The organism is Burkholderia sp. SCN-KJ (genome assembly GCF_024656005.1).
Taxonomy (GTDB): Bacteria; Pseudomonadota; Gammaproteobacteria; order Burkholderiales; family Burkholderiaceae; genus Burkholderia.
Window position 1 is genome coordinate 33112 of sequence record NZ_JANKOG010000005.1, and the last position, 25057, is coordinate 58168.

General features: G+C 67.4%; 21 protein-coding genes. 10 read left to right on the top strand and 11 right to left on the bottom strand.

The features are described 5' to 3' along the window. Positions 1 to 32: 32 nt before the first annotated feature. The 3 genes from moaA to fdhD form a co-directional block, all read right to left on the bottom strand. Positions 33 to 1151, bottom strand: a complete 1119-nt coding sequence (gene moaA / locus NQV17_RS10105; RefSeq protein ID WP_257771910.1) for a GTP 3',8-cyclase MoaA — start codon at positions 1149 to 1151, stop codon at positions 33 to 35. Positions 1152 to 1341: 190 nt separating this feature from the next. After that, positions 1342 to 2556, bottom strand: a complete 1215-nt coding sequence (gene glp / locus NQV17_RS10110) for a gephyrin-like molybdotransferase Glp (RefSeq protein ID WP_257771912.1) — start codon at positions 2554 to 2556, stop codon at positions 1342 to 1344. Further along, positions 2556 to 3425, bottom strand: coding sequence for a formate dehydrogenase accessory sulfurtransferase FdhD (gene fdhD / locus NQV17_RS10115; protein WP_124485757.1), 870 nt, complete (start codon positions 3423 to 3425; stop codon positions 2556 to 2558). Before fdhD ends, glp begins: the two co-directional genes overlap by 1 nt. Positions 3426 to 3832: 407 nt before the next feature. Here fdhD and NQV17_RS10120 point away from each other — a divergent pair, with 407 nt between their 5' ends. The 3 genes from NQV17_RS10120 to NQV17_RS10130 all read left to right on the top strand — a co-directional run bounded on the left by NQV17_RS10120 (position 3833) and on the right by NQV17_RS10130 (position 7347). After that, a complete protein-coding gene (locus NQV17_RS10120; protein ID WP_257771915.1) occupies positions 3833 to 5233 on the top strand; it encodes a cytochrome ubiquinol oxidase subunit I in 1401 nt (466 codons plus the stop codon). Between the two features lie 3 nt (positions 5234 to 5236). Beyond that, the gene (cydB, locus tag NQV17_RS10125) at positions 5237 to 6244 is read left to right on the top strand and encodes a cytochrome d ubiquinol oxidase subunit II (RefSeq protein ID WP_257771917.1); all 1008 of its coding nucleotides are present in this window, start codon (positions 5237 to 5239) and stop codon (positions 6242 to 6244) included. A gap of 182 nt (positions 6245 to 6426) precedes the next feature. Beyond that, on the top strand, positions 6427 to 7347 hold the full coding sequence (locus NQV17_RS10130) for a bestrophin family protein (protein WP_124485759.1): 921 nt from the start codon (positions 6427 to 6429) through the stop codon (positions 7345 to 7347). A gap of 157 nt (positions 7348 to 7504) precedes the next feature. On the opposite strand, the gene NQV17_RS10135 is transcribed toward NQV17_RS10130, so the two are convergent. Continuing rightward, entirely contained in the window at positions 7505 to 7945 is a 441-nt protein-coding gene (locus NQV17_RS10135; protein ID WP_257771920.1) for a nuclear transport factor 2 family protein, read from the bottom strand. Between the two features lie 128 nt (positions 7946 to 8073). After that, positions 8074 to 8427: a DUF1493 family protein gene (locus NQV17_RS10140; RefSeq protein ID WP_257771922.1), complete on the bottom strand. Its 354-nt coding sequence runs from the start codon at positions 8425 to 8427 to the stop codon at positions 8074 to 8076. A gap of 98 nt (positions 8428 to 8525) precedes the next feature. Between NQV17_RS10140 and NQV17_RS10145 the strand changes: the two genes are divergently transcribed. Then, positions 8526 to 8939, top strand: coding sequence for a VOC family protein (locus NQV17_RS10145; protein ID WP_257771924.1), 414 nt, complete (start codon positions 8526 to 8528; stop codon positions 8937 to 8939). Positions 8940 to 9053: 114 nt separating this feature from the next. On the opposite strand, the gene trpS is transcribed toward NQV17_RS10145, so the two are convergent. Continuing rightward, positions 9054 to 10067: a tryptophan--tRNA ligase gene (gene trpS, locus NQV17_RS10150; protein WP_124521659.1), complete on the bottom strand. Its 1014-nt coding sequence runs from the start codon at positions 10065 to 10067 to the stop codon at positions 9054 to 9056. Positions 10068 to 10277: 210 nt separating this feature from the next. Next, positions 10278 to 10433: a hypothetical protein gene (locus tag NQV17_RS10155; protein ID WP_257771928.1), complete on the bottom strand. Its 156-nt coding sequence runs from the start codon at positions 10431 to 10433 to the stop codon at positions 10278 to 10280. Between the two features lie 534 nt (positions 10434 to 10967). Here NQV17_RS10155 and NQV17_RS10160 point away from each other — a divergent pair. The 5 genes from NQV17_RS10160 (at position 10968) to argE (ending at position 15856) form a co-directional block, all read left to right on the top strand. Next, positions 10968 to 11912, top strand: a complete 945-nt coding sequence (locus NQV17_RS10160) for a sel1 repeat family protein (RefSeq protein WP_257771930.1) — start codon at positions 10968 to 10970, stop codon at positions 11910 to 11912. A gap of 193 nt (positions 11913 to 12105) precedes the next feature. Beyond that, positions 12106 to 13452 carry an NAD(P)/FAD-dependent oxidoreductase gene (locus NQV17_RS10165; RefSeq protein WP_257771932.1) on the top strand — a complete coding sequence of 449 codons (1347 nt, stop codon included), beginning with the start codon at positions 12106 to 12108 and terminating at the stop codon, positions 13450 to 13452. A 124-nt stretch (positions 13453 to 13576) separates the two neighbouring features. Beyond that, positions 13577 to 14014: a RidA family protein gene (locus tag NQV17_RS10170; protein WP_124891813.1), complete on the top strand. Its 438-nt coding sequence runs from the start codon at positions 13577 to 13579 to the stop codon at positions 14012 to 14014. 8 nt (positions 14015 to 14022) lie between these two features. Further along, on the top strand, positions 14023 to 14700 hold the full coding sequence (locus NQV17_RS10175; protein ID WP_257771934.1) for a DUF1028 domain-containing protein: 678 nt from the start codon (positions 14023 to 14025) through the stop codon (positions 14698 to 14700). Next, positions 14693 to 15856, top strand: coding sequence for an acetylornithine deacetylase (argE, locus tag NQV17_RS10180; protein ID WP_257771936.1), 1164 nt, complete (start codon positions 14693 to 14695; stop codon positions 15854 to 15856). Before NQV17_RS10175 ends, argE begins: the two co-directional genes overlap by 8 nt. A gap of 168 nt (positions 15857 to 16024) precedes the next feature. On the opposite strand, the gene NQV17_RS10185 is transcribed toward argE, so the two are convergent. Next, positions 16025 to 16948, bottom strand: a complete 924-nt coding sequence (locus tag NQV17_RS10185; protein WP_257771938.1) for a LysR family transcriptional regulator — start codon at positions 16946 to 16948, stop codon at positions 16025 to 16027. 405 nt (positions 16949 to 17353) lie between these two features. Here NQV17_RS10185 and NQV17_RS10190 point away from each other — a divergent pair, with 405 nt between their 5' ends. Continuing rightward, complete coding sequence (locus tag NQV17_RS10190) at positions 17354 to 18775, top strand: cytosine permease (RefSeq protein WP_044848152.1); 1422 nt, start codon at positions 17354 to 17356, stop codon at positions 18773 to 18775. 153 nt (positions 18776 to 18928) lie between these two features. On the opposite strand, the gene NQV17_RS10195 is transcribed toward NQV17_RS10190, so the two are convergent. The 3 genes from NQV17_RS10195 to NQV17_RS10205 all read right to left on the bottom strand — a co-directional run bounded on the left by NQV17_RS10195 (position 18929) and on the right by NQV17_RS10205 (position 24987). Then, positions 18929 to 21208 (bottom strand): FdhF/YdeP family oxidoreductase, encoded by a 2280-nt coding sequence (locus tag NQV17_RS10195; RefSeq protein ID WP_257771941.1) that lies wholly within the window; start codon positions 21206 to 21208, stop codon positions 18929 to 18931. 125 nt (positions 21209 to 21333) lie between these two features. Further along, positions 21334 to 24165 (bottom strand): ATP-dependent Clp protease ATP-binding subunit, encoded by a 2832-nt coding sequence (locus tag NQV17_RS10200; RefSeq protein WP_257771943.1) that lies wholly within the window; start codon positions 24163 to 24165, stop codon positions 21334 to 21336. Between the two features lie 552 nt (positions 24166 to 24717). Further along, positions 24718 to 24987, bottom strand: a complete 270-nt coding sequence (locus NQV17_RS10205; protein ID WP_257771945.1) for a hypothetical protein — start codon at positions 24985 to 24987, stop codon at positions 24718 to 24720. Positions 24988 to 25057: the final 70 nt, after the last annotated feature.

The following is a 25057-nucleotide window of genomic DNA, read 5'->3' on the forward strand; positions in this document are numbered from 1 at the left end:
TAAGCGGTGCGCGCCGCCAAACGCGGCAGCCGTCAGCCGCCGACGAGCGACATGCGCACGGTCGGATAGGTCTTGCCCGACGGCCGGGCCGCACACGTGGCGCGCCGCTCGGAATAGCGGTCGTCGCGCCGCGTCCATCGCGCGCGCACGGCGTCGGCGAGGTGGTCGACCGATGCGCCGTCGTCGAGCCACGGCCGCAGGTCGGTGCCCTGCATCGCGAACAGGCACGTATAGAGCTGGCCGTCGGCCGACACGCGGGCGCGCGAGCACGTGCCGCAGAACGGATGCGACACGCTCGCGATGAAGCCGACCTCGCCCGCGCCGTCGATGTGCCGGCAGCGAATGGCGGTGGCGTCGTGGCCCGGTTCGCCGACGAGCACGAGCGGATAGCTCGCGTCGATGCGTTCGCGCATCCGCGCGGCCGGCACGACCTTGTCGCCGGACCACGCGCTCGCGCCGCCGACGTCCATGTATTCGATGAAGCGCACGGCCACGCCGCTATGACGGAAGTGGCGCACGAGCGGCAGGATCTGGTCGTCGTTCGCGCCGCGCTCGATCACGGCGTTGACCTTCACGGGCGCGAGCCCGGCCGCCTGCGCAGCCTCGATGCCGGCCAGCACGCGCGCGACCGGCACGTCGGTATCGGTCATCCGGCGGAACACGGCATCGTCGATCGCGTCGAGGCTCACGGTCACGCGCGACAGGCCCGCATCGCGCAGCGTGCGTGCCTTGGCGGCGAGCAGCGAACCGTTGGTCGTCAGCGCGATTTCGACGGGCTTGCCGTCGACGGTCGTCAGCGTCGCGAGCCGTTCGATCAGCGCTTCGAGATTGCGGCGCAGCAGCGGCTCGCCGCCGGTGAGGCGGATCTTCTCGACGCCGAGCGAGACGAACGCGCGCGCGATCTTCTCCAGCTGCGCGAACGACAGCCGCTCGGACGACGGCATGAACGCGTAGTCGGGCCCGAAGCTGTCGCGCGGCATGCAATAGCCGCAGCGGAAGTTGCACTGGTCGATGACGGACAGCCGCAGATCGCGCAGCGGCCGCGCGAGCGTGTCGAGCGGGCGGGGGAAGGCGCCGGGCGATGCGCCGCCGGATGCAGTGGCGGCCGGTGCGGAAGCGATGGCATTCACGATCGGTTTTTCGACCTGCATGAAGTGAGCGGAACGGCGTCGCCGGTCGGCCGCCTGTGTGCCGACGTGTCGGCGCACGGGTCGTGACGAGCCTCTTCGTGAGGATAGTCCGCCGGATTTTCCCGACAGGGACACAATCCCGCCCGAAATGCAGGAATACAGTTCGTGCTCCTGCCTGCACGCAAGGCGGACATGACACGCATCGGCATGCTCACGCGAGCCAGTGCGCGAAATCGTAATACGGCACCGCGTCGCCGCGCGCGATGCGTCGGCCGGCCGGCAGCCGCGCGAGCCCGCTCGCCTGAACGAGCGATTGCAGCGTGCCGGCGCCTTGTTGCCGCAGCGTATCGAGTACGGGCGCGCCGTTGGCGTCGAGGGTGCGGCGCACGCGGACGAAGCGCTCGCGCTGCGCATCGGGTTCGACGTCGATGTCGATCGGCAGCGACGGCACGGCCGGCAGGCAGTCGTCGCGCCCCTGCAGGCAGCGGATCAGCGGCGCGACGAACAGCGCGAACGCGGTCATCGCGGCGCCCGGATTGCCGGGCAGCAGCACCACGGGCCGTTCGTCGAGCCGCGCGAGCGCGACCGGCTTGCCGGGTTTCATCCGCACGCCCGACACCACGAACGCGGCGCCGAGCGCGGTCAGCGCGGGACGCAGCAGGTCCTTGTCGCCGACCGATGCGCCGCCGACGCAGACGACCAGGTCGCAGCGCGCGGCCATGCCGCGCAGCGCCTGATCGACGGCGGCCGGCGTGTCGGCGGCATGCTCGCTCGCCGCGACGCTGGCCCCGGTTCCCGACACCAGCGCGGCGAGCATCGGCGCATTGCTGTTGTAAATCTGCTGCGGCGCGCGCGGCTGGCCGCACGGGACGAGCTCGTCGCCGGTCGTCAGGATGCCGACCCGCAGCGGCGGCCGCACGTCGATGCGCGCGCAACCCTGCGCGGCGGCGACGCCGACGTGCATCGCGCCGAGCCGCATGCCGGCCGGCATCAGCAGGGCGCCCGCGCGCACTTCCTCGCCGCGGCGGCGGATATGCGATCCGCGGCGCTGCGGTGTGTCGAACGCAACCCAGCCATCCTGTTCGTGCGCGTGCTCCTGCATTACGACGGTGTCGGCGCCCGGCGGAATCAGGCTGCCGGTAAAGATGCGCGCGGCCGTGCGCGGCGCGAGCGGCGACGGCGCGTCGCCCGCATAGCAGCGCTGCGCGACGCGCAGCGGCTCGCCGTGTTCGAGGTCCGAGTGACGGACCGCGTAGCCGTCCATCGCGCTCTGGTCGGCGGGCGGCTGGTCGAGCACGGCGGTGAGCGGCGTGGCGAGCACGTGGCCGGCCGCCTGCGCGACCGGGATGGAGACGGCCGCATGCGACGGTGCGAATACGCCGGCGAACTGCCGTTGGGCGGTGTCGAAATCGGTCAGGGGTTTCATCAAGCGGTGAGCGCCTGCGCTTGCGCAGGCGTCGGTTCGGGTAACGGGAGCGGGTCGGGCGACACGTATTCGACGAAGCCGTCGTTGCGGCAGAAGCCGAGCAGCCGCACGCCGGCTTCGCGGGCGACGTCGATCGCGAGCGAGGTCGGCGCCGAGATCGTCGCGATCATCGGGATGCCGACGCGTGCCGCCTTGCGCACGAGCTCGTAGCTCGCGCGGCTGGACAGGAACACGAAGCCCGCGCCCAGGTCGGCGCGGCGCCGCGCGAGCCGGCCGATCAGCTTGTCGAGCGCGTTGTGGCGGCCGACGTCCTCGACGACTTCCAGCACCGTGCCGTCGCGCTCGCACCACGCGGCCGCGTGGATGCCGCCGGTCGCGTGCATCAGCGGCTGCCGCTGCGGCAGCGCGCGGGCGGCGCGCGCGACGGCGTCGGCGCCGATGCCGGCCGCCGCGCCCGCGGCCGCGATGCGCGGCGGATGCAGGTCGAGCTGCGCGATGCTCTCGATCCCGCAGACGCCGCAGCCGGTGCGGCCGGCCAGCGCGCGCCGGTGCGCCTTCAGCGCCATGAACGCCTGCTGCGCCACGGTGAGCCGCACTTCGGCGCTGCCGGGCCGGCATTCGCTTTCGATATCGAAGACGTCCGACGCGCGCTCGACGATGCCTTCGCTCAGCGCGAAGCCGAGGCCAAACGCGTCGAGATCGATCGGCGTCGCCATCATCACCGTGTGCGCGATGCCGTTGAATACGAGTGCAACCGGCGTTTCGTCGACGACGCGATCGACGGTGTCCCGCGCGTCGCCGGCACGATGACGCGTCACATGACACGCGCGGGTGCCGGCCGGATCGTCGGGGCGGTCGCTGGGCTCCATGCGGGTTTCTCCAGGGGGAACGGCCGGCGCGGGCGCCGGGCGATCGAAACGGATTCTGCGGGGGCGGTGCGCGGGGTCGCGCTCGCTCGCCACGGGCAGGCCAGGAGCCGATGGTACGGGCGTTCGGCCGTGCCGCGGATGCACAGCGTTGCGGTGCGGAAAGCAGTACAGCTGAGGGCCTCGCGGCGCCGAAACGGGGTTTCCGTACACACATCTTCGGCCCCGGGGAAAGCACAGTTTCAGCGCACGTCCGCGCGATTGCGAGTATCGTCTGAAACGCGATATCGTCATTCACGCTTCGTTGTCGTGCACTGCGATCCGTCGTTGTGTGCACGTGCCGTCGCGAAGCCGTCGCGCGATTTCCTGCTTCGAGCTGACGTCCTCACAACCACGAGCAAATTACGGTCATGGAAATCTTCGATGCGTTCCATCTCGCCCGATTGCAATTCGCGTTCACGGTGTCGTTCCACATCGTGTTTCCGGCGATCAGCATCGGCATGGCGAGCTTCCTGGCGGTGCTGGAATGGCGCTATCTCGTCACCGGCGACGCCGCCTACAAATCCATGTTCCAGTTCTGGTCGAAGATCTTCGCGATCGGCTTCGGGATGGGCGTCGTCTCCGGCGTCGTGATGGCCTACGAGTTCGGCACGAACTGGGCGGGCTTCTCGCGCGTCGCGGGCAACATCACGGGCCCGCTGCTCACGTACGAAGTCCTGACGGCCTTCTTCCTCGAGGCCGGCTTCCTCGGCGTGATGCTGTTCGGCTGGCAGCGCGTCAGCCCGCGTGCGCACTTCTTCGCGACGCTGATGGTCGCGGTCGGCACGCTGATCTCGACGTTCTGGATCCTCGCGTCGAACAGCTTCATGCAGACGCCGCAGGGCTACAGGATCGAGAACGGGCTCGTCGTGCCGGTCGACTGGTTCAAGGTCATCTTCAACCCGTCGTTCCCGTATCGCCTCGTGCACATGACGATCGCCGCGTTCATCGTCGCGGGCTTCATCGTCGCCGCGTGCGGCGCGTGGCACCTGCTGAAGGGGCGCCGCGACGAGCCGGTCAAGCGCAGCTTCTCGATGGCGCTGTGGATGCTGCTGCTGCTCGCGCCGGTCCAGATCGTCGTCGGCGACGCGCACGGGCTGAACACGCGCGAATACCAGCCGGCGAAGATCGCGGCGATCGAAGGGCTGTGGGAAACCGAGAAGGGCGGCACCGCGCTGAACCTCGTCGGCCTGCCCGACATGCAGGCCGAGACGACGCGCTATGCGATCCAGGTGCCGCACCTCGGCAGCCTGATCCTCACGCACAGCTGGAGCGGCGAGATTCGCGGGCTGAAGGAATTCCCGCCGCAGGACCGTCCGTATTCGCCGATCGTGTTCTGGACCTTCCGGATCATGGCCGGCCTCGGGATGCTGATGCTGCTCACCGCGCTGCTCGGCCTGCTGCTGAGAAAGGGCGGACGCCTGTATGAAACGCGCTGGTTCCAGTGGTTCGTCGTGTGCATGGGGCCGTCGGGCATCGTCGCGCTGCTGGCCGGCTGGATCACGACCGAGGTCGGGCGGCAGCCGTGGACCGTCTACGGCGTGCTGCGCACCGTCGATTCGGTCGCGCCGCTCAGCGCGCAGCAGGTCGGCGTGTCGCTGCTGATCTTCGTGGTCGTGTATTTCCTGGTGTTCGGAACGGGTATCTACTACATGCTGAACCTGATGAAGCGCGGACCGGCTGCCCACGCCGGATACATCGAGCTGCACCGGCATCCGGGGCTGCGCAAGAGCGCGCTGTCCACGCCGCTGAACGTCACCGAAGCGGAGTAAGCCATGCACATCGATCTTCCTGTCGTGTGGGCCGCGATCATCGGCCTCGGCGTGTTCATCTACGTGATGCTGGACGGCTTCGACCTCGGCATCGGCCTGCTGTTTCCGTTCTTCGACGCAAAGGTCGAACGCGAAGTCATGCTGAATACCGTCGCGCCGGTGTGGGACGGCAACGAGACCTTTCTGGTGCTCGGCGGCGCGGGCCTGTACGGCGCATTCCCGGTCGTCTACTCGACCCTGTTGCCGGCGAATTACCTGCCGCTGATCCTGATGGTGGTCGGGCTGATTTTCCGCGGCGCGGCGTTCGAGTTGCGCGCGAAGGCGAACCGCACGCAACACCTGTGGGATCTCGCGTTCATCGGCGGCTCCGCGCTGGCCGCGTTCTGCCAGGGCGTCACGCTGGGTTCGCTGTTGCAGGGCATCCGGATCGTGAACAACCAGTTCGCGGGCGGGCCGTTCGACTGGCTGTCGCCATTCAGCCTGTTCTGCGGGATCGGCGTGCTCGTCACCTATGCGACGCTCGGCTGCGGCTGGCTGATCCTGAAGGTCGACGGCGAACTGCAGCGCAAGATGCGCGTGCTGATGAAGCCGCTCGCGGGCGTGCTGCTCGCCGTGATGGGCGTGGTCAGCCTGTGGACCGTGATCGGGCTGCCGGCCGTCGCGCACCGCTGGTTCGGCAGCGGCTACCTCGGCTGGTTCCTGCCGGTGCCGGTCCTCGTCGTCGCATGCGTGTGGGGCATCTTCCACACGCTGAAGCGCCGGCACGAGGCGACGCCGTTCCTGCTGACGCTCGCGCTCGTGTTCCTCGGCTATACCGGGCTCGTGATCAGCATCTGGCCGAACATCGTGCCGCCGTCGCTGACGATCTGGGATGCGTCGTCGAGCCATTCGAGCCAGCTGTTCGCGCTCGTCGGCACCGTGATCGTGCTGCCGATCATCCTCGTGTACAACGCGTTGCAGTACCGCGTGTTCCGCGGCAAGGTGCGCGAGGGCGACGCCGGCTATCACTGACCGGCGCGGCCGGTGACGGCGCGCGGTGTGCGGCGTGCGCGGGCGTATCATCTCGCGCAGCCGCCGTGCGTCTCGTCACCCGGCCCGGTATCGATCGGACAGCGGCCCGCCACGCGCGGGCCGTCGCACATCGGGCGGCGGCGCGCCGCATTGCGTATTCCCTTGGCAGTCGAGACAACACCATGATCGTCAGACCACGACAAAACTGGCTCAGGATGCTGTTCGTATGGAACGGCTCCGTGCTGCAGTCGATCATTCCGCAACTCGTGTTCATGGCGGTCGTCAGCACGCTGGCGGTCTTCACGAACGGGCGCATCTTCGGCGAGAAGATTCCGCTGAACACCGCGCCGTTCACGCTGTTCGGGCTCGCGCTCGCGATCTTTCTCGCGTTTCGCAACAACGCGAGCTTCGAGCGCTTCAAGGAGGCGCGGCTTCTGTGGGGCAACCTGCTGATCGCCGCGCGCACCGTCACGTCGCAACTGCGGCGCTACCTGCCCGACAGCGTCGGCGACGCGGAGCGCAACCGGCTCGCCGATCTGCTGATCGCGTTCACGTATGCGCTGAAGCATCAGCTGCGTCATACCGATCCGGCGCAAGACCTGCAGCGCATCCTCGGTGCCGAGCGCGCCGCCGCGTTCGCGCACAAGTGCTACCAGCCCGTCGCGATTCTCGACGAACTGCGCGGCGGGATCGTCCGCGCGCTGGGCCGCGCGCCCGGCAGCGATGCGACGTGCTGGATGTTCGATGCGCAGCTGGTCGAGCTGGGCAAGGCGGTGGGCGGTTGCGAGCGGATCCTGACGACACCGATTCCGTTCTCGTACAGCGTGCTGCTGCATCGCACCGTCTATGCTTATTGCGTGCTGCTGCCGTTCGGCCTGGTCGATTCGACGGAGTTTTTCACGCCGCTGATTTGCGTGTTCATTTCGTACACGCTGATCGCGCTCGAAGCGATCGCGAACGAGGTCGCGGAGCCGTTCGGCCTCGCGCCGAACGCGCTCGCGCTCGATGCGATGGCGCGCACGATCGAACGGTCGGTGCTCGAGCTGGGCGATCGCGCGATGCCGGAGGAATTCGTGCCGGCATCGACGTATCAGATCACGTGAGCGGCACGGCGACGACGCGCGCTCGGCGTGCGCTTCACGCTGGCGCCGATGGACGCGGGGCCCTTGCGCGTCGCGGTGCTCGACGATACGTGCGGCAACCTCGTGCAGCTGATGCAGATGAAGTGACGCGTGGCGGGCGCGGTGTTCGACGTGCCGATCAAAGCGCCGCGACGGGCGGCGCGTTCTGCGTCCAGCTGCGCTCCTGCATGCGGCTCTGGATGCGCCAGCCGCATTCGGTCCTGACCAGCAGGTCGCGATACCACAGCCCGACGAAGCACACGCGGTCGTCGCCCGATGCGTCGGCCGTGATCATCATCACTTGGCCGGCGGTGCGTGCTGTTGCGGCGTTGCCGTCGACGACCAGCAGCGACGTCGAGATCGTGTGCTGCGTGCCGCGCATCGCCGACGTCGCCTGTTTCAGATAGCGCGCGATGTCCGCACGGTCGCCGACCGGGCCGCCGAATGCGGCGTAGTCGAGCATCGCGTTGTCGGCGAACAGGCGTTCCAACTCGTTCCAGTCGCGCCGGTCGACGGCGTGGCAGTAACGCGTGAGCAGATCCTGGATTTCCAGCCGGTCGATCGTTTCCTGGGGTGTCATGATGGCGCGGACGGTGGGGATGGCGGGGAAACGATAGCGGGCGGGGGCGAGTGCGACATCGGCGGAGTGGACTAATCGAGCGCGAGTGTCGGGCTCGCACGTGATGTGTCGGTGACGCTGCGTGAGGATCAGTTCCTGATCGCATCCGCGTCCCACGCACCCAGCGCTATGGCTTTGCCCAGCATGCCGACGGTCAGCGCGTCTCGATCGAACGTATGGGGCTTCCTGAGAATGAACTTGCGAACCAGGTGATACAGGAGCCCTTCACCCTCCATCAGGAAGTAACGCCCGAAATCGTAGTCGCCGCGATCCACACCGAATCGCGCGAAGAAGCGCTCCATGAAGATGTCCGCGTCGTCTCCGGTTTGTCCGAGATCGTCGGCGATCGAGGTCTCCGCGGTAATCCGCTGTTTGCCCGATACTGCCGCCTCCTCGCGAACGAATGCTTCCAGTGCTTCCCAAATGTGGCGGTCGTCCGTCATGGAATCCTGTCCTCCGGTTTTGCGATCTGGTTGTACCGGTAGCCGGTTCGAAGTGACATGTGTGTGTAGACTCGTACTCGTTCAACGGAGCCAATCCCATGCAACTTCTCGACCACGTGTCCATCGGCGTTCCTGATATCGACCAGGCACGCCCGTTCTACGACGGCATCATGGCCGCACTTGGCGCGGCCAAGGTTTACGACCGGCCCGCCGCACTCGGTTACGGCGAACGCTGCCATGCAAACGACACCGCCTCGACTTTCCTGGCCGTGTATCTCGATCCCGCCGAAGTCGGGACGAGCAAGCGGCACTGGTGCTTCAAGGCCGCTTCTCGCGAACACGTACATGCATTTTTCGAGGCAGGGCTCTGCGCGGGCGGCCAGTCCGACGGCGATCCCGGATTGAGGCCGCATTATCACGCCGACTACTACGCGGCGTTTCTCGTCGACCCTGCCGGCAACCGGATCGAGGCCGTGTGCCACGCAGCGCCGTCGGCGCACGAGCGGTCGTGACGGTGCTTGCGGACGACTGACCGCGGCTTCGCGGTGTGCCGGTGGGCATCGGGGTAGGCGCGGCGCCGGCATCGCGCCACGCCACGCCGCCCGGCCGCGTTTGCCGCGCACGGCTCAATCGAAATACGTGAGCCCCATCGCGCCTTTCACCTCGGCCAGCGTCGCGCCGGCCACCTCGCGCGCATGCATCGTGCCGCGCTTCAGGATCGCCATCACCTCCGCCTTGTCCGCCTCGAATTCGCGGCGGCGCGCACGGATCGGCTCGATCAGCGCCTGCAGCCGCTCGTTCAGCACGCGCTTGACGACGCTGTCGCCGAGGCCGCCGCGGCGATAGTGCGCCTTCAGTTCGTCGACCTTCTGCACGTCGGGCTCGAACGCGTCGAGGAACGTGAACACGACGTTGCCTTCGACCTGGCCGGGATCGCTGACGCGCAGGTGGTTCGGGTCCGTGTACATGTCCTTCACGGCCTGCGTGATCTCGTCCGGCGTCGAGCCGAGCGTGATCGCGTTGCCGAGCGACTTGCTCATCTTCGCCTTGCCGTCGATGCCCGGCAGCCGCGTGACCGCCGACAGCACGGCCTCGCATTCCACCAGCACCGGCTTGTCGACCGTCGCGTTGAAGCGGCGCACGAGTTCGTTGGTCTGTTCGATCATCGGCAACTGGTCGTCGCCGACCGGCACGTGCGTCGCCTTGAAGGCGGTGATGTCGGCGGCCTGGCTGACGGGATAGGTCAGGAAGCCGGCCGGGATGTCGCGCTCGAAGCCGCGCAGGCGGATCTCTTCCTTGATGGTCGGATTGCGCTCGAGGCGCGCGACCGTGACGAGGTTGAGCAGGTATTGCGACAGTTCGGCGAGCTCGGGCACCTGCGACTGGACGACGATCGTCGAGATCGCCGGGTCGATGCCGACGGCCAGGTAGTCGAGCGCGACCTCGATCACGTTCTCGGTGACGCGCTGGCGACGGCCCATGTTGTCGGTCAGCGCCTGCGTGTCGGCGAGCAGCAGGAACTGCGTCGCGTCGTGCTGCATCTGCACGCGCGCGCGCAGCGAGCCGATGTAGTGGCCGAGATGCAGCGGGCCGGTCGTGCGGTCGCCGGTGAGGATGGTCGGTCGGGTCGGGTGCGTCATGGTGTGGATTGGCTCCGGGTTATCGAAGCCACCAGCCATGATTCGGGCGCAGAAACGACAATGCCGCCATGGCTGGCGGCATCACGTTCGGGACATGCAAAAGGAAACGGGCCGCCTGGGTCAGGCGCGCCACCAGCGATGCACGTTCGGCGAGGCAGGTTTGGTTTCCATTGCGCGAGTATAGCGTAGTGCGGGGACGGGCGTGCTGCGTCAGCGTATGACCGACTCCATCGCGAGGTAGGCGGTTTCGGCCGACGGCCACAGCAGGTACAGCAGGCCGGCCATCAACAGCAGCGCGCCGGCGCGTAGCAGCGGCGTGCGGTCGATCTCGCCCAAGATGCGGATGTGCTGCTTCAGTTTCTTCATGCTTGCAGGCGCAACGTGCGCTACTCCAACGGTTGCTGCAACGGGTCGGGTGGGGCCGACACCGGGGTGTTGCGGGGTTCGACGGGGGCTGAGCCGGTGGCTCGGCGCGGCAAGGGGATCGCGTGCGGGAGATCGAAAAGGGGAACGATCAGGTGCGCCGGATGCGTCTCGCCTAGTGACGCGCATCCTACCAGTTCGACGGCGTGCGCATAGTCAAGAATTGTGGGGTGCGGACAGGTTAAAGGGACGCAACGTAAAATCGGCGGCTTATGAACGGAGATGCTGTCCCGACTGCGGGCCATTGCCGACGGCCCATGAAATTGCCGGATGAGGGCCTTGTCAGCAGGCCGTTTGTGCCGTTCCATATTGCGCACGTGACCGTGCATTCATTTCTTGTCGTGCAAGGTATTCGATATCGTGCGAATTCGATTGCGTCTGATTACCGTGGACCGTGGCCGGCTGATCCGATTGGCTTCCGTTCTTCTGATCGTTGGATGTGCCGCCTGTTCAAGGAACGATTCGCTTCCTCGCAACATGTCGCTGACTGCGTTCAATCCGCACCGCGAAGCGTTCGAATGCAAGCATGAAGCCGACGTTGTTCCTCGGATCGATCCAGAGGCAGATCGTTGGAATACGCGAGCGATCGCGCTCACCAGTTCGTTGCTGTGGCCGAATCAGCGCGACTATAGGGGAGCCGTCGAGTTATGGGCGAAGGCCGCCGAGCGCAAACACTGGAAGGCGATGTTGAATCTGGCGAATGCGTACGCTCGAGGCGAAGGCGTGGATCGTGATTCCGAACATGCCGTTCAGATCACTGAACAGGCGATGAAACTCGGCATTCCGGAGGCCTACGATCTGATGGGCACGTATTACATGGACGGGGTCGGTGTGAAGCAGGATGCGAGTAGAGCCTATGCATTCTGGCAACTGGCTGCCGATAGGGGCAGCCCGAATGCGATGGCCTATCTGGGCGGCAAGATGGATGCGATTTATGACGATCCCAAAGCAGGCTTTTGGGGTAATCGCAAGATTGCGCTTCAAATGCTGGAATGCGGATATGCACAAGGTAGCGGGGATGCCGCCCATGCGCTCGGGACAACACTCGTGGGCGCGGACAAGTCGCTTGGCGAAGACAACGACCGAGCCCTCAAGATTCTGCATGATGGCGTGAAATACGGGAGCGCCAAGAGCGCCGGGTATTTGTTCGGCGCATTCGACGATGGTGATCCGGTGGTTGGTAACGTGAAGGATCGTGCTCGTGCCGAGCGTTACAGCGTACTCGCCGACCGCCTCGAGCGCGATCCGGACCTTCGTCTGCCAAACCTTGACAAGGTCGTGCCGCTGCCGCCGGCCAAACTGCCCAAGTGGGACGGCAACAAAGCGACATTGATCGATGCGGCGAAACCGACGCTGCCGATTTCGGACACGCTTCCCGTTTCCGATGGGCATCGCATCGACCGTGCACATACGCAGGAATAGCGTTGGGCAGTCTGGGCCGAACGCGGTGCTCTATGCCCGTTCCGCCAGCCATGCTCGATCGCCCCAGCTTTTTTCTCGTCAACAACCACAAAAATGATCGTTTCGCCCTAGCGAGCCTGTCAGCAGAATGTCTCCATTCCCCCTCGCGCGACGACACGAGCATCGCCGCGAGCCGCACTTCAAGGAGACAGCCGTGGCAGTGGAAACAACCTCAATCGATACGCTGGTCGTCGGGGCCGGCCAGGCCGGCGTGGCCATGAGCGAGCACCTGGGCAAGCTCGGCGTGCCGCATCTCGTGCTGGAGCGCGACCGCATCGCCGAGCGCTGGCGCACCGGGCGTTGGGATTCGCTGGTCGCGAACGGCCCCGCGTGGCACGACCGCTTTCCGGGCCTCGAATTCGACGGCCTCGATCCCGATGCGTTCGCCACGAAGGACCAGGTCGCCGACTACTTCGAAGCCTATGCGCGCAAGTTCGACGCGCCGATCCGCACCGGCGTCGAAGTGAAGAACGTCGTGCGCAACACGGGCAAGCCGGGGTTCATCGTCGAAACCTCGGAGGGCACGATCGAGGCGAACCGCGTGGTCGTCGCGACGGGCCCGTTCCAGCGTCCGGTCATCCCGCCGATCGCGCCGGACGACGCCAGCCTCGTGCAGATCCACTCCGCCGACTATCGCAACCCGGCGCAATTGCCGGACGGCGCGGTGCTGGTGGTCGGCGCGGGTTCGTCGGGCGTGCAGATTGCCGACGAGCTGCAGCGCGCGGGACGGCAGGTCTATCTGTCGGTCGGCCCGCATGACCGCCCGCCGCGCGCGTATCGCGGCCGCGATTTCTGCTGGTGGCTCGGTGTGCTCGGCGAATGGGACAAGGAAGTCGCGACGCCCGGACGCGAACACGTGACGATCGCGGTGAGCGGTGCGCGCGGCGGCCACACGGTCGATTTCCGCGCACTCGCGCACCAGGGCGTGACGCTCGTGGGGCTGACGAAGTCGTTCGACGGCGGCGTCGCGGTGTTCGAACGCGATCTCGCGGTCAATCTCGCCCGCGGCGACGAGAACTACCTGTCGCTGCTCGACGCGGCCGACGCATACGCGGCACGCAACGGCCTCGACCTGCCCGAGGAACCGGAAGCGCGCCGCATCCTGCCGGATCCGGATTGCGTCGCGCAGCCGATCCTCGCGCTCGACCTGGCCGGCGCCGGCGTCACGTCGATCGTCTGGGCGACGGGCTACGCGGTCGACTACGGCTGGCTGAACGTCGACGCGTTCGCCGGGAACGGCAAGCCGCAGCATCAGCGCGGCGTGTCGAAAGAGCCGGGCATCTATTTCCTCGGACTGCCGTGGCTGTCGCGACGCGGCTCCAGCTTCATCTGGGGCGTGTGGCACGACGCGAAACATATCGCCGACCACATCGTCACGCAGCGCAAGTACCTCGACTATCACGACGCGTCGCGACGCCGCGCCGAGACGCGCATCGCGCAAGACGACACGGCGCACACGGCGCGGGTCGACGCCTGCCCGCTCGTCGACGCGATCGACTGATACGCGCTCACGCCACGGCCCGCGCGCGGCAAGCAGCCCGGGCGCGGCGCCCTCGCTACAACCCGAACCCGCCGCGACCGCTTCCGCTGCGGCGGGCGCACACACCGTCAATCGAAGGACCTCGATGAGCCAGCCTACCCACACCCGTATCCGCATGTTCAACACGAAGGATACCTACCCGAACCAGACGCTCGACAACGACCTGTGCCAGGCCGTGCGCGCCGGCAATACCGTGTACGTGCGCGGCCAGGTCGGCACCGATTTCGACGGCAACCTGATCGGCCTCGGCGATCCGCGCGCGCAGGCCGCGCAGGCGATGAAGAACGTGAAGCAGCTGCTGGAGGAAGCCGGCAGCGACATCACGCACATCGTGAAGACGACGACCTACCTGATCGACCCGCGCTATCGCGAGCCGGTGTACCAGGAAGTCGGCAAGTGGCTGAAGGGCGTCTATCCGATCTCGACGGGGCTCGTCGTGTCGGCGCTCGGCCAGCCGCAGTGGTTGATGGAGATCGACGTGATCGCCGTGATCCCGGACAACTGGCAGCCGAACCGCGCATAGGAGCCGACATGACTTTCTCCATCGTCGGGCGCTGCCCGGAAACGGGCCAGCTCGGGATCGCGATCAGCTCGTCGAGCATCGCGGTGGGCGCACGCTGCCCTTGGGTGCGCGCGGGCGTCGGCGCGGTCGCGACGCAGAACATCACGCTGCCGGCGCTGGGCCCGCAGATCCTCGATCTGATCGAGCATCGGCAACTCGCGCCGGCCGCCGCGCTCGACCACGCGCTCAGCGCGAACGGCTGGAGCCAGTACCGGCAGGTCACGGTGATCGACGGGCAGGGGCAGACCGCGTGCTTCACCGGCAAGGAAGCGCTCGGCACGCACCATGCAGTGCAGGGCGAGCAATGCGTGGCGGCCGGCAACCTGCTGGCCGCGCCGGCCGTGATCGATGCGATGGCGCGCGCGTTCGAGCAGGCGCCCGGGCTGCTGCCCGATCGCCTGCTGGCCGCGATGCACGTGGCGATCGCGGCGGGCGGCGAGGCCGGGCCCGTGCATTCGGCCGCGCTGAAGGTGGCCGGCGACGTGACCTGGCCGATCGTCGACCTGCGCGTCGACTGGGCCGATGTCGATCCAATCGGGCAACTCGATGCGCTGTGGCACGCGTATCGCCCGCAGATGCAGGATTATCAGACGCGCGCGCTGAACCCGACCGCCGCGCCGAGCTACGGGGTGCCGGGCGATGAGTGACACGTCGAGCCGCGCACTGCTCGAGCGGCTGATCGGCTTCGCGACGGTCAGCCGCGATTCGAACCTCGCGATGATCGAATTCATCCGCGACTACCTGGGCGGCTTCGGCGTCTCGAGCGAGCTGTTCTACAACGCGGAACGCACGAAGGCGAGCCTGTACGCGACGATCGGGCCGCGCGATCGCGGCGGCATCGTGCTGTCGGGCCATACCGACGTGGTGCCGGTCGACGGGCAGGCGTGGACGGTCGAGCCGTTCCGGCTGACCGAACGCGACGGCCGGCTGTACGGGCGCGGCACGGCCGACATGAAGGGCTTCATCGCGTCGGTGCTCGCGGCGGTGCCGGCGTTCGTCGCGCGGGGATTGGGCCTGCCGGTGCATCTCGCGTTTTCCTACGACGAGGAGGTCGGCTGTCTCGGCGTGCGGCCGATGCTCGACGCGCTGGCCGCGCGCGCGCACCGGCCGCGCCTGTGCCTGATCGGCGAGCCGACCGAACTGAAGCCGGTGCTCGGTCACAAGGGCAAGCTCGCGATGCGTTGCCACGTGAAGGGCGCGGCGTGCCACTCGGCGTACGCGCCGCTCGGCGTCAACGCGATCGACTACGCGGCGAAGCTGATCGGTCGGCTCGGCGAGATCGGCGCGGCGCTCGCGCGGCCCGAGCATCGCGACAACCGCTTCGATCCGCCGTTCTCGACCGTTCAGGCGGGATTGATCAAGGGCGGCCGCGCGCTGAACATCGTGCCGGCCGAATGCGAATTCGACTTCGAGGTGCGGGCGCTGCCGGCGTTCGATGCGAACGACGTGCCAAGGAAGCTGCAGGATTATGCGGAATCCGAACTGTTGCCGAAGATGCACGCGGTGCAACCCGATACCGACATTCGCCTGGAGCCGCTCGGCGCGTATCCGGGACTCGCGACGTCGCCGGACAGCGAAGCCGCGCGACTGCTCGCGATGCTGAGCGGCTCCGACGCGTTCGGCACGGTCGCGTTCGGCACCGAGGGCGGTCTGTTCGGGCAGGCCGGCATTCCGACCGTCGTGTGCGGGCCGGGCAGCATGGACCAGGGGCACAAGCCCGACGAGTTCGTCACGGTCGAGCAGCTGCACGGATGCGACGCGATGCTCGCCCGGCTTGCGGCGTATCTCGCTGAAGCGGGTTGATTCGATCGATCCGCACGACTCAGCCGACTCAGCGGATTCAGTCGACTGAGTCGGTCGGGTAGTCGGGCCGCAAACCGCAAACCGCAAACCGCAAACCGCAAACCGCAAACCGCAAACCGCAAACCGCAAACCGTACGCCCCCCGGCGCGTGCGTCTTTCCCCGTCGTTCTACCGCACCGATTCCGTGACGATCTGCGCAAGTCGCTCGCGGCAGAACTCGACGAACGACTGCGCCTGCTTCGTCAGTTGCCCGCGCTTGAGCCGTGCGCTCACGAGCCCCGACGGGCTGACCGTTTCGCTGAGGGCGATCGTCACGACGCGCCGGCCGTCGTACGTGTATTCGGAATGCGGCCGCGTGACGAGCAGCGAGAAGCCGAACCCCTGGCCGACCATCCCGCGCACCATCTCGATCGACGGCGAAGCGAACACGATGTTCGGCGTGAGCCCGAGTTCGTGAAACAGGCTGACGAAGTATGTTCGGCTCGGCAGCACGTCGAGCAGGATCATCGGCTCGACGCAGAGGTCGCGCAGCGAGACGTGCGACTGGCCCGCGAACCGGTGGTTCTCCGGCAGCAGCACGTACGGCTGCTGCGCCGGCATCAGCGGCTCGGTTTCAATCGTGCCGTCGAGATCGTGATCGTAGAGGAACGCGAGATCGAAGGTGCCGGCCGTGAGGCCCTGCACGAGCTCCTGCTGGTCGCCGTCGCGCAGCCGGATGTTGACGCCCGGGTAGCGCTCGCGAAAGCCCGCGATCAGTTGCGGCAGGTAGAGCGGGGCGACGGTCTCGAAGCAGCCGATGTCGATCTCGCCGGTGACCACGTCGTTGTCGGCGAGCGCATTCTGTTCGAATTCATGCGCGATGCGCAGCAGTTCCTGCGCCTTCCGGTAGAAACGCGTGCCGCTCGGCGTCAGCGACACGCCCTGCGCGTGATGGCGGATGAACAGCTCCACGCCGAAACTCTCCTCGAGCCCCTTGATCGCGCTGGAGATCGACGGCTGCGCGATGAAGAGCTGGCGCGACGCCTCGGCGACGCTGCCGGATTCCACCGTCGTCACGAAATATTTCAGTTGCCGCAAAGTGTAGTGAGCCACGAGCACCCCTGTTACCGCTGTTACCCCTGATACCCCTGTTACTCGGCTCCGGCGCGCACGCGTCGCCGGCGCGCGCAACCGGGCCATCGTTTCGGGTAGCACCTTAACCGAAGAAAATCGGCGCCGCCGTTTCCGCTGCAGAGCTTTTTCGTATGTCCCGGAAATATTTTTAGTATTTTCCGGTCGCCGCATGCGTGGCGCACCATCGTCTCCAATCCGGATCGCGACAAAAGCGCGCACGCACCGGCGGGGCATGTCATCCGTCCCCGCGCGTAGTGGCGTAGTGGGTGCCGGCGCGCCGATCGGCGTCGCCCGCGTGTCCGGACCCGATTGCAGGCGCGCGCACGGTCGCGCGCCGGCTGAAACGGCACGCGCGCATCGCCGCGCAGCACAGGAGACTTCGCCATGACGACCGCGGACCGCAACGCGTCCCCCATGATAGAGAAACACACGATCGGCTACGTGCCGCCCGCAGAACGCCACGGCAAGGTGCGCGACCTGTTCACGCTCTGGTTCGGCGGCAACATCGCGCCGCTGCCGATCGTGACCGGCGCGCTCGGCGTGCAGCTCTTTCACCTGAACCTGATGTGGGCGATCGTCGCGATCGTCGTCGGCCAGGCGGTCGGCGGCGTGCTGATGGCGCTGCATTCGGCGCAGGGGCCGCAGATGGGCATCCCGCAGATGATCCAGAGCCGCGCGCAGTTCGGTTCGTGGGGCGCGCTGCTCGTCACGGTGATCGCGGCGGTGATGTACGTCGGCTTCTTCGCGTCGAACATCGTGCTGGCCGGCAAGTCGGTGCACGGCATCGCGTCGTCGGTGCCGGTGCCCGTCGGCATCGTGATCGGCGCGGTGGGGTCCGGGCTGATCGGGATCGTCGGCTACCGGTTCATCCACATCCTGAACCGGATCGGCACATGGGTGCTGGGCATCGGCATCGTGGTCGGCTTCTGGATGATCCTGTCGCACGTGAGCACCGCCGATTTCCTCACGCGCGGCGGCTTCGATTTCGCCGGGTGGCTGGCAACGGTGTCGCTGTCCGCGCTGTGGCAGATCGCGTTCGCACCGTACGTGTCGGACTATTCGCGCTACCTGCCGGAAGACGCCGGCGTCGCGTCGACGTTCTGGGCGACCTATCTCGGCTGCACGATCGGCTCGACGCTCGCATTCATCTTCGGCGCGGTCGCGGTGCTCGCGGTGCCGGCCGGCGCGGACACGATGGACGCGGTCAAGCAGGCGACGGGCCCGCTCGGCCCGCTGATGCTGGTGCTGTTCCTGCTGAGCGTGATCAGCCACAACGCGCTGAACCTGTACGGCGCGGTGCTCGCCGTCATCACGTCGGTGCAGACCTTCGCATACAAGTGGATTCCGACCGCGAAGACGCGCGCGGTGGTGTCGGTGGTGATCTTCATCGCGTGCTGCTACGCGGCGATCGGCGCGTCGACCAACTTCGTCGGCAATCTCGTCGATCTCGTGCTCGCGCTGCTCGTCGTGCTGGTGCCGTGGACGGCGATCAACCTGATCGACTTCTACGTGATCCACAAGGGCAAGTACGACATCCAGTCGATCTTCATGGCGGACGGCGGCGTGTACGGCCGCTTCAATCCGCAGGCGCTGCTCGCGTATGCGATCGGGATCGTCGTGCAGATCCCGTTCATGAACACGCCGATGTATGCGGGCCCGATTCCCGCGCATCTCGGCGGCGCCGACCTGTCCTGGCTCGTCGGGCTCGCGCTGACGTCGCCGCTGTACTACTGGCTCGCGACGCGCGACAGCGCATACCGTCGCCGGCAGACGGGCGCGGCTCTGCCGCCGTCGGCGGCGCGGTAAGCCGCGTGCCGTTCGCCACGTGAAAACGAAGCGGCCGCCGCATCGGTTGCGATGCAGCGGCCGTGAGAGCGGGGAGGCGGGGCGGCAGCCAGGTTCTCGGCGTCACGGCATGTCGCATGCGTGCCGGACGTCGCGAACCTGCCCGCCCGCGGATCACACGGCCGCGGAACGCGCGACCCGCACCGGCACCGACTTGTACGACGGCGTGCCGCTTTCCTTGTCGATGTAGTCGAGCGGCACGAGCACGTTCGCTTCCGGGTAATACGCGCCGACCGACCCCGGCGCGATGTCGTACTCGATCGCGGTGATCTTCTCGAGGCGCAGCGTGCGGCCCGATGCGGTGATCGTCTCGATGTCGACGAGGTCGCCGTGTTCGAGCCCGTACTTCGCGAGATCGGCCGCGTTCATGAACAGCACGTCGCGCCGCCCGAACACGCCGCGATAGCGGTCGTCGAGCCCGTAGATCGTCGTGTTGTACTGGTCGTGGCTGCGCAGCGTGATCAGCCGCAGCACCTGCTCGGCGCCGAGCACGTCCGCGTCTTCCTTCACGCCCGTGTAGACCGAGAACATCGCCTTGCCGGTCGGCGTGGGCCACACGCGCTCGGTGGGCGGCAGCGGCAGGCGGAAGCCGCCCGGCGTGCGGATCCGCTCGTTGAACGCCTCGAAGCCGGGCACCGTCTTGTCGATCAGGTCGCGGATGCGGTCGTAGTCGGCGATCAGGTCGAGCCACGCGACCTTGCTGTTCGACAGCGTCGCATGCGCGATCCCCGCGACGATCGCGGGCTCCGAGCGCAACGCGTCGGACGCCGGCTTGAGCTTGCCGGCCGACGCGTGGACCATCGACATCGAATCCTCGACGGTGATCGACTGCCGGCCGCTCGCCTGCATGTCGAGCTCGGTGCGGCCGAGCACGGGCAGGATGTAGGTTTCCTTCGCAACCAGCAGATGCGAGCGGTTCAGCTTCGTGCCGAGATGCACGCTGAGATCGAGCTTCGCCATCGCGGGGAACGACAGCTCGGGATCGGGCAGCGCGACCGCGAAGTTGCCGCCGAGGCACAGCAGCGCCTTGGCCTGGCCGTCGACCATCGCCTGCATGGCTTGCACGGCGTCGTGCCCGTGATGCGCGGGCGGCTTGAAGCCGCACACGTCCTCGATCTTCTGCAGGAACTCGGCCGACGGTTTCTCGGTGATGCCGACCGTGCGGTTGCCCTGCACGTTGGAATGGCCGCGCAGCGGGCACACGCCCGCGCCGGGCTTGCCGAAGTTGCCGCGCATCAGCAGCAGGTCGGCGATCAGGCGCACGGTCGCGGTGCCCTTGTTGTGCTGCGTGACGCCCATCCCGTACGTGACGATCGTCGCGTTCGATTTCGCATAGGCGAGCGCGACCTGCTCGAGCTGCGCCTGGCTCAGGCCGCTCGCGCGCTCGATGTCGTCCCACGACGTGGCCTGCAGGTCGGTGGAGAACGCGTCGAAGCCGCTGGTGTGCTGCGCGATGAAGTCGCGGTCGAGCACGTCGCCGCGCTCGGCCTCGAGCTGCAGCAGCGCCTTCATGATGCCCTTCAGCGCGGCCGCGTCGCCTCCCGCGTCGACCTGGTAGTACGTCGACGCGATGCGCGTCGAACCGAACGACGCCATCTCGATCATGTCCTGCGGATCGGCGAAGCGTTCGAGCGCGCGCTCGCGCAACGGGTTGAACACGATGATCGGCACGTTGCGGCGCGCGCACTCGTGCAGCGTGCCCATCATCCGCGGATGGTTCGTACCGGGGTTGTGGCCGATCGAGATGATCAGCTCGCAGTGGTCGAAATCCTCCAGCGAAACGGTGCCCTTGCCGATCCCGATCGACTGCGGCAGGCCGACGCTGGTCGGCTCGTGGCACATGTTCGAGCAGTCGGGGAAGTTGTTGGTGCCGAGCTCGCGCGCGAACAGCTGATACAGGTACGCGGCTTCGTTCGACGCGCGCCCCGACGTATAGAACTCGACCTGCTCGGGCGGCAGCGCACGCAGCACCTCGCCGATGCGCGCGAACGCGTCGTCCCATTCGACCGCGCGGAACGTGTCGGTCGCGCGATCGTAGACGAGCGGATGCGTGAGCCGGCCCATGTTCTCCAGCTCGTAGTCGGACATCCGCAGCAGCGACGACACGGTGTTCGCCGCGAAGAACTCGGGCGTCACGCGCTTGGTCGTGGCCTCCCACGTGACGGCCTTCGCGCCGTTCTCGCAGAACTGGAACGTCGACTTGTGTTCCTTGTCGGGCCACGCGCAGCCGGGACAGTCGAAACCGTCGGGCTGGTTGGTCCGCATCAGCACGATCGGCGCCTCGATGGTTTCCATCTGCGTGCGCACGGCCTCGGCTGTCGCGCGAAGCGCGCCCCAACCGCCGGCGGGCCCATCGTACTTCCTGATGCCTGGCACTTCGCGTCGATTTGTCATGTGAATCTCCATGAGCCGGGCCCGCTGCGGGGTGGCTCGGGTTGCGCCGCGTCGCGGCGTTGGGGCGGCGCCGTCCGGCGGACGGCGCCGGTCAAGCGGGCCCAGGCATCCGGGCCCGCGTGGTATCAGTGCGCGTCCTTCTTCGCACCGGACGATTTCTTGCCGGATGCCTTCGCGACGGGCGGCGGCGTATCGGCCTTTGCTTCGTCATCCTTTTCATCGGCCGATGCCTTCGCGGCCTTGCCGTTCGGCCTGGCCTTGCCGTCGGCGTCCTGCTTCGCGTCCTTGGCTTCAGGCGGCGCCAGCTTGTTGAACGTCACCGTGTCGCCGGCCGTGTCGTAGTCGACTTCGACGCGGTCGCCCGACTGAAGCTTGTCCGCGAGGATCTCCTTCGCGAGCTTCGTTTCGATGATCTGCCGAACTTGCCGTTTCAGCTCGCGCGCGCCGAACTCCGGCTGGTAGCCGGCTTCGGTCAGGTGTTCGACGAGCGAGTCGCCCATCACGAGCGTGATGTCCTGCGCGGCGGCGGTGCGCACCACGCGGTCGAGCTGGATCTGCACGATCGAGCGGATGTTCTCCTTCGACAGCGCATGGAACACGATCACCTCGTCGATCCGGTTCAGGAACTCGGGGCGGAAATGGCCCTTCAGCACCTGCATCAGCTGCTCGCGGATCGCCTTGTCGGTCTTGCGCGCGGCTTCCGGCTGCGTGAGGTTGTCCATGATGATCGCGGCGCCGAGGTTGCTCGTCGCGATGATGATCGTGTTGCTGAAGTCGACCACGCGGCCCTTGCCGTCGGTCAGCCGGCCGTCGTCGAACACCTGCAGCAGCACGTTGTAGACGTCCGGATGGGCCTTCTCGATCTCGTCGAGCAGGATCACGCTGTACGGGCGGCGCCGCACGCGCTCGGTGAGCTGGCCGCCTTCGTCGTAGCCGACGTAGCCGGGCGGCGCGCCGATCAGCCGCGCGACCGCGTGCCGCTCCATGTACTCGGACATGTCGATGCGGATGATCGCCTGCTCGTCGCCGAACACGGTCTCGGCCAGCGCCTTCGCGAGCTCGGTCTTGCCGACGCCGGTCGGCCCGAGGAACAGGAACGTCGCGATCGGCCGGTGCGTCTGGCCGAGCCCGGCGCGCGACAGCCGCACCGCGTCGCTGACGGCGACCACCGCGTCGTTCTGGCCGACCACGCGCTCGCGCAGTTGCTCTTCCATCTTCAGCAGCTTCTGGCGCTCTTCCTGCGTGAGCTCGGACACCGGAATGCCGGTCAGCCGCGACACGACTTCGGCGACCGATTCGACCGTCACCTCGAGCGTCTCGGAACCGGTCTTGCGCTGCCACGCTTCCATCTTTTCGTCGAGCGACTTCTGCTTCTCGTTGATCTGTTCTTCGAACTGCTTCGCTTCGTCGAAGCGCTTGCGTGACGTCGCGTAGTCCTGCTCGCGCTTCAGCTGCGCGATCTGCGCTTCGCCTTCCTGGATGTCGACGGGGCGCGACGTCGCGCCGATCCGCACGCGCGCGGCGGCCTGGTCGATCAGGTCGATCGCCTTGTCGGGCAGGAAGCGCGCGGTGATGTAGCGGTCGGCGAACTCGGCGGCCGCGACGAACGCGTCGTCGGCGAACGTCACCTGATGGTGTGCCTCGAGGCTGTCGCGCAGCCCGCGCAGGATCACGATCGTCTGCTCGACGCTCGGCTCCGGCACGAACACCGGCTGGAAGCGCCGCTCCAGCGCCGCATCCTTCTCGATGTGCTTCTGGTATTCGTTCAGCGTGGTCGCGCCGATCAGGCTCAGCTCGCCGCGCGCGAGCGCCGGCTTCAGCACGTTCGCGATGTCGAGCCCGCCTTCGCCGCCGCCCTGGCCTGCGCCGACGATCGTATGCAGCTCGTCGATGAACAGGATCAGTTCGTCGTGCTTCGCGGTCACTTCGTCGATCAGCTGCTTCGCGCGCTCCTCGAATTCGCCGCGATACTTCGCGCCGGCGACCATCGAGTTGATGTTGACTTCGACGAGCCGCTTGCCGCGCAGCACTTCGGGCACGTCGCCGTTCACGATCCGCTGCGCGAGGCCTTCGACGATCGCGGTCTTGCCGACACCCGGCTCGCCGATCAGCACCGGGTTGTTCTTCTTGCGGCGCGCGAGCACCTCGATCGTGCTTTCGATTTCCTGCGCGCGGCCGAGCACCGGGTCGAGCTTGCCCTGGCGCGCGATCGCGGTGAGGTCGCGGCCGAACTTGTCGAGATTCGGCGTGCCGGTCGGCGCATCGACGCGGCCGTCTTCCGCGCCCTTGCCGACGACCTTCACGACCTTCTGGCGCAGCGCCTCCGGCGTCACGCCGTACTTCTTCAGCAGCGTGCCGGCGATGCTGTCCGGCACCGACGCGAGACCGATCAGCAGGTGCTCGGGGCCGATGTACGAGTGACCGAGGTCGCGCGACGCCTGGAACGCGTACTGCACGGCCTTCTTCACGCGCGGCGAGATCGACAGCTTGTCGAGCGACGCATCGGGGGAGGCCGCGCCGGTGTGCGCGTGCTCGTCGATGTACGACTTGATGTCCTGCGGCGACAGCTTCAGTTCCTTCAGCAGCGCGGCGCACACGTCGGTGTCCGCGAGCGCGTACAGCAGATGTTCGGTGTCGAGTTCGCCGCGGCGCAGCTCGTGCGCCTTTTCGGCCGCGCGCTGCAGCAGTTCGAGCGTCTGCTCGCTGAACGCGTCGGTCGGGTCGACCGACTCGCGCGGAATCTCCGCGGCGAGCGGTGACGTGTCGCCGGACTCGCCGAACAGCGACGACGCGCCGCCGCCCAGCAGCGAGTCGAACGGGTTCAGCATGCTCTGATGCCGCATCAGCTGACGGAAGTGGTAGTCGCAGATCGAGATCGTCTTGCGCTCGCCGTCCTGCATCACGGTGGCGCGCGCGACGGCCGGCCGGGCGTGACAGATGTCGCAAAGTGCGGGCATGGTGGTCTGGCTCCTGTCAATGAACGTGAATCGAAACGGAAGTCCCGATGCGCGAGGGCGCCGGGGCGTGCCTGCCGCACGACGCGACCGGCCGTGCTCGACGCCCGCAATACCGCTGCTTCGCGGCGCCTGCGCCATCACTTCGACTGCGTTCAAAAATAGCGAATCGGCCGGGGGCCTCCAAGACACAGTTCCGCATCGGCCCGGCCGGGAATTGCACCCTCACAAGCGTGCGAGCACGGGACGCAAGGAGTACAGACGAGCGAGCATGCGGGTGCGGCGTGCGGGCTGCGCAAACGTGGCGGCGTGCGACGCGCGCGAAGCGCGGTGCGACATCGGCGCGCAGGCGCCGGCAGCGAGCAAACGGGAAGGGAGGCGCGCGACGCAACACGGCGCGCGCACATCGGCGCGAGCGCGCAGCGCGGCAGCGTGCGCGCACGGGTCAGGCCGGGCCGCGCGCGCACCGCAACCGGTGCGCGGCGCGCGGCCGCTGGCGAAGCGGGCGGGTTGCACGGTGCGGGCCGGACATCGTGCAACCGTGGCAAGGCGGCGTCAGTCGGAGAGTGTCATCGCAAGTTTCTGCCGTGCGATCTGCTTCACGTCGGTGGACAGTGCCGCATTCTGCAGACCATTGGCCCAGACGGAGAATGAATCCTCGATCAGGTTGCGGGAGTCGGGCGGCAGTTCGGCCAGCATCAGCGCCACCACGGTGAACAATACGGCGGTGTCGCCGGCCTGGCGGCTCACGTTCGCATCGACGGCCTGCTTCAGGCTGTCGATCGACGCTTGCAGTGCCTGTAGTGCTTCATTCGATTCGCTCATTTCTCGCTCCATGCAGGATGGTTCGATCGGCGACGAACGTGCGGCCGGCCATGCGGCCGGTGGGCGCGAT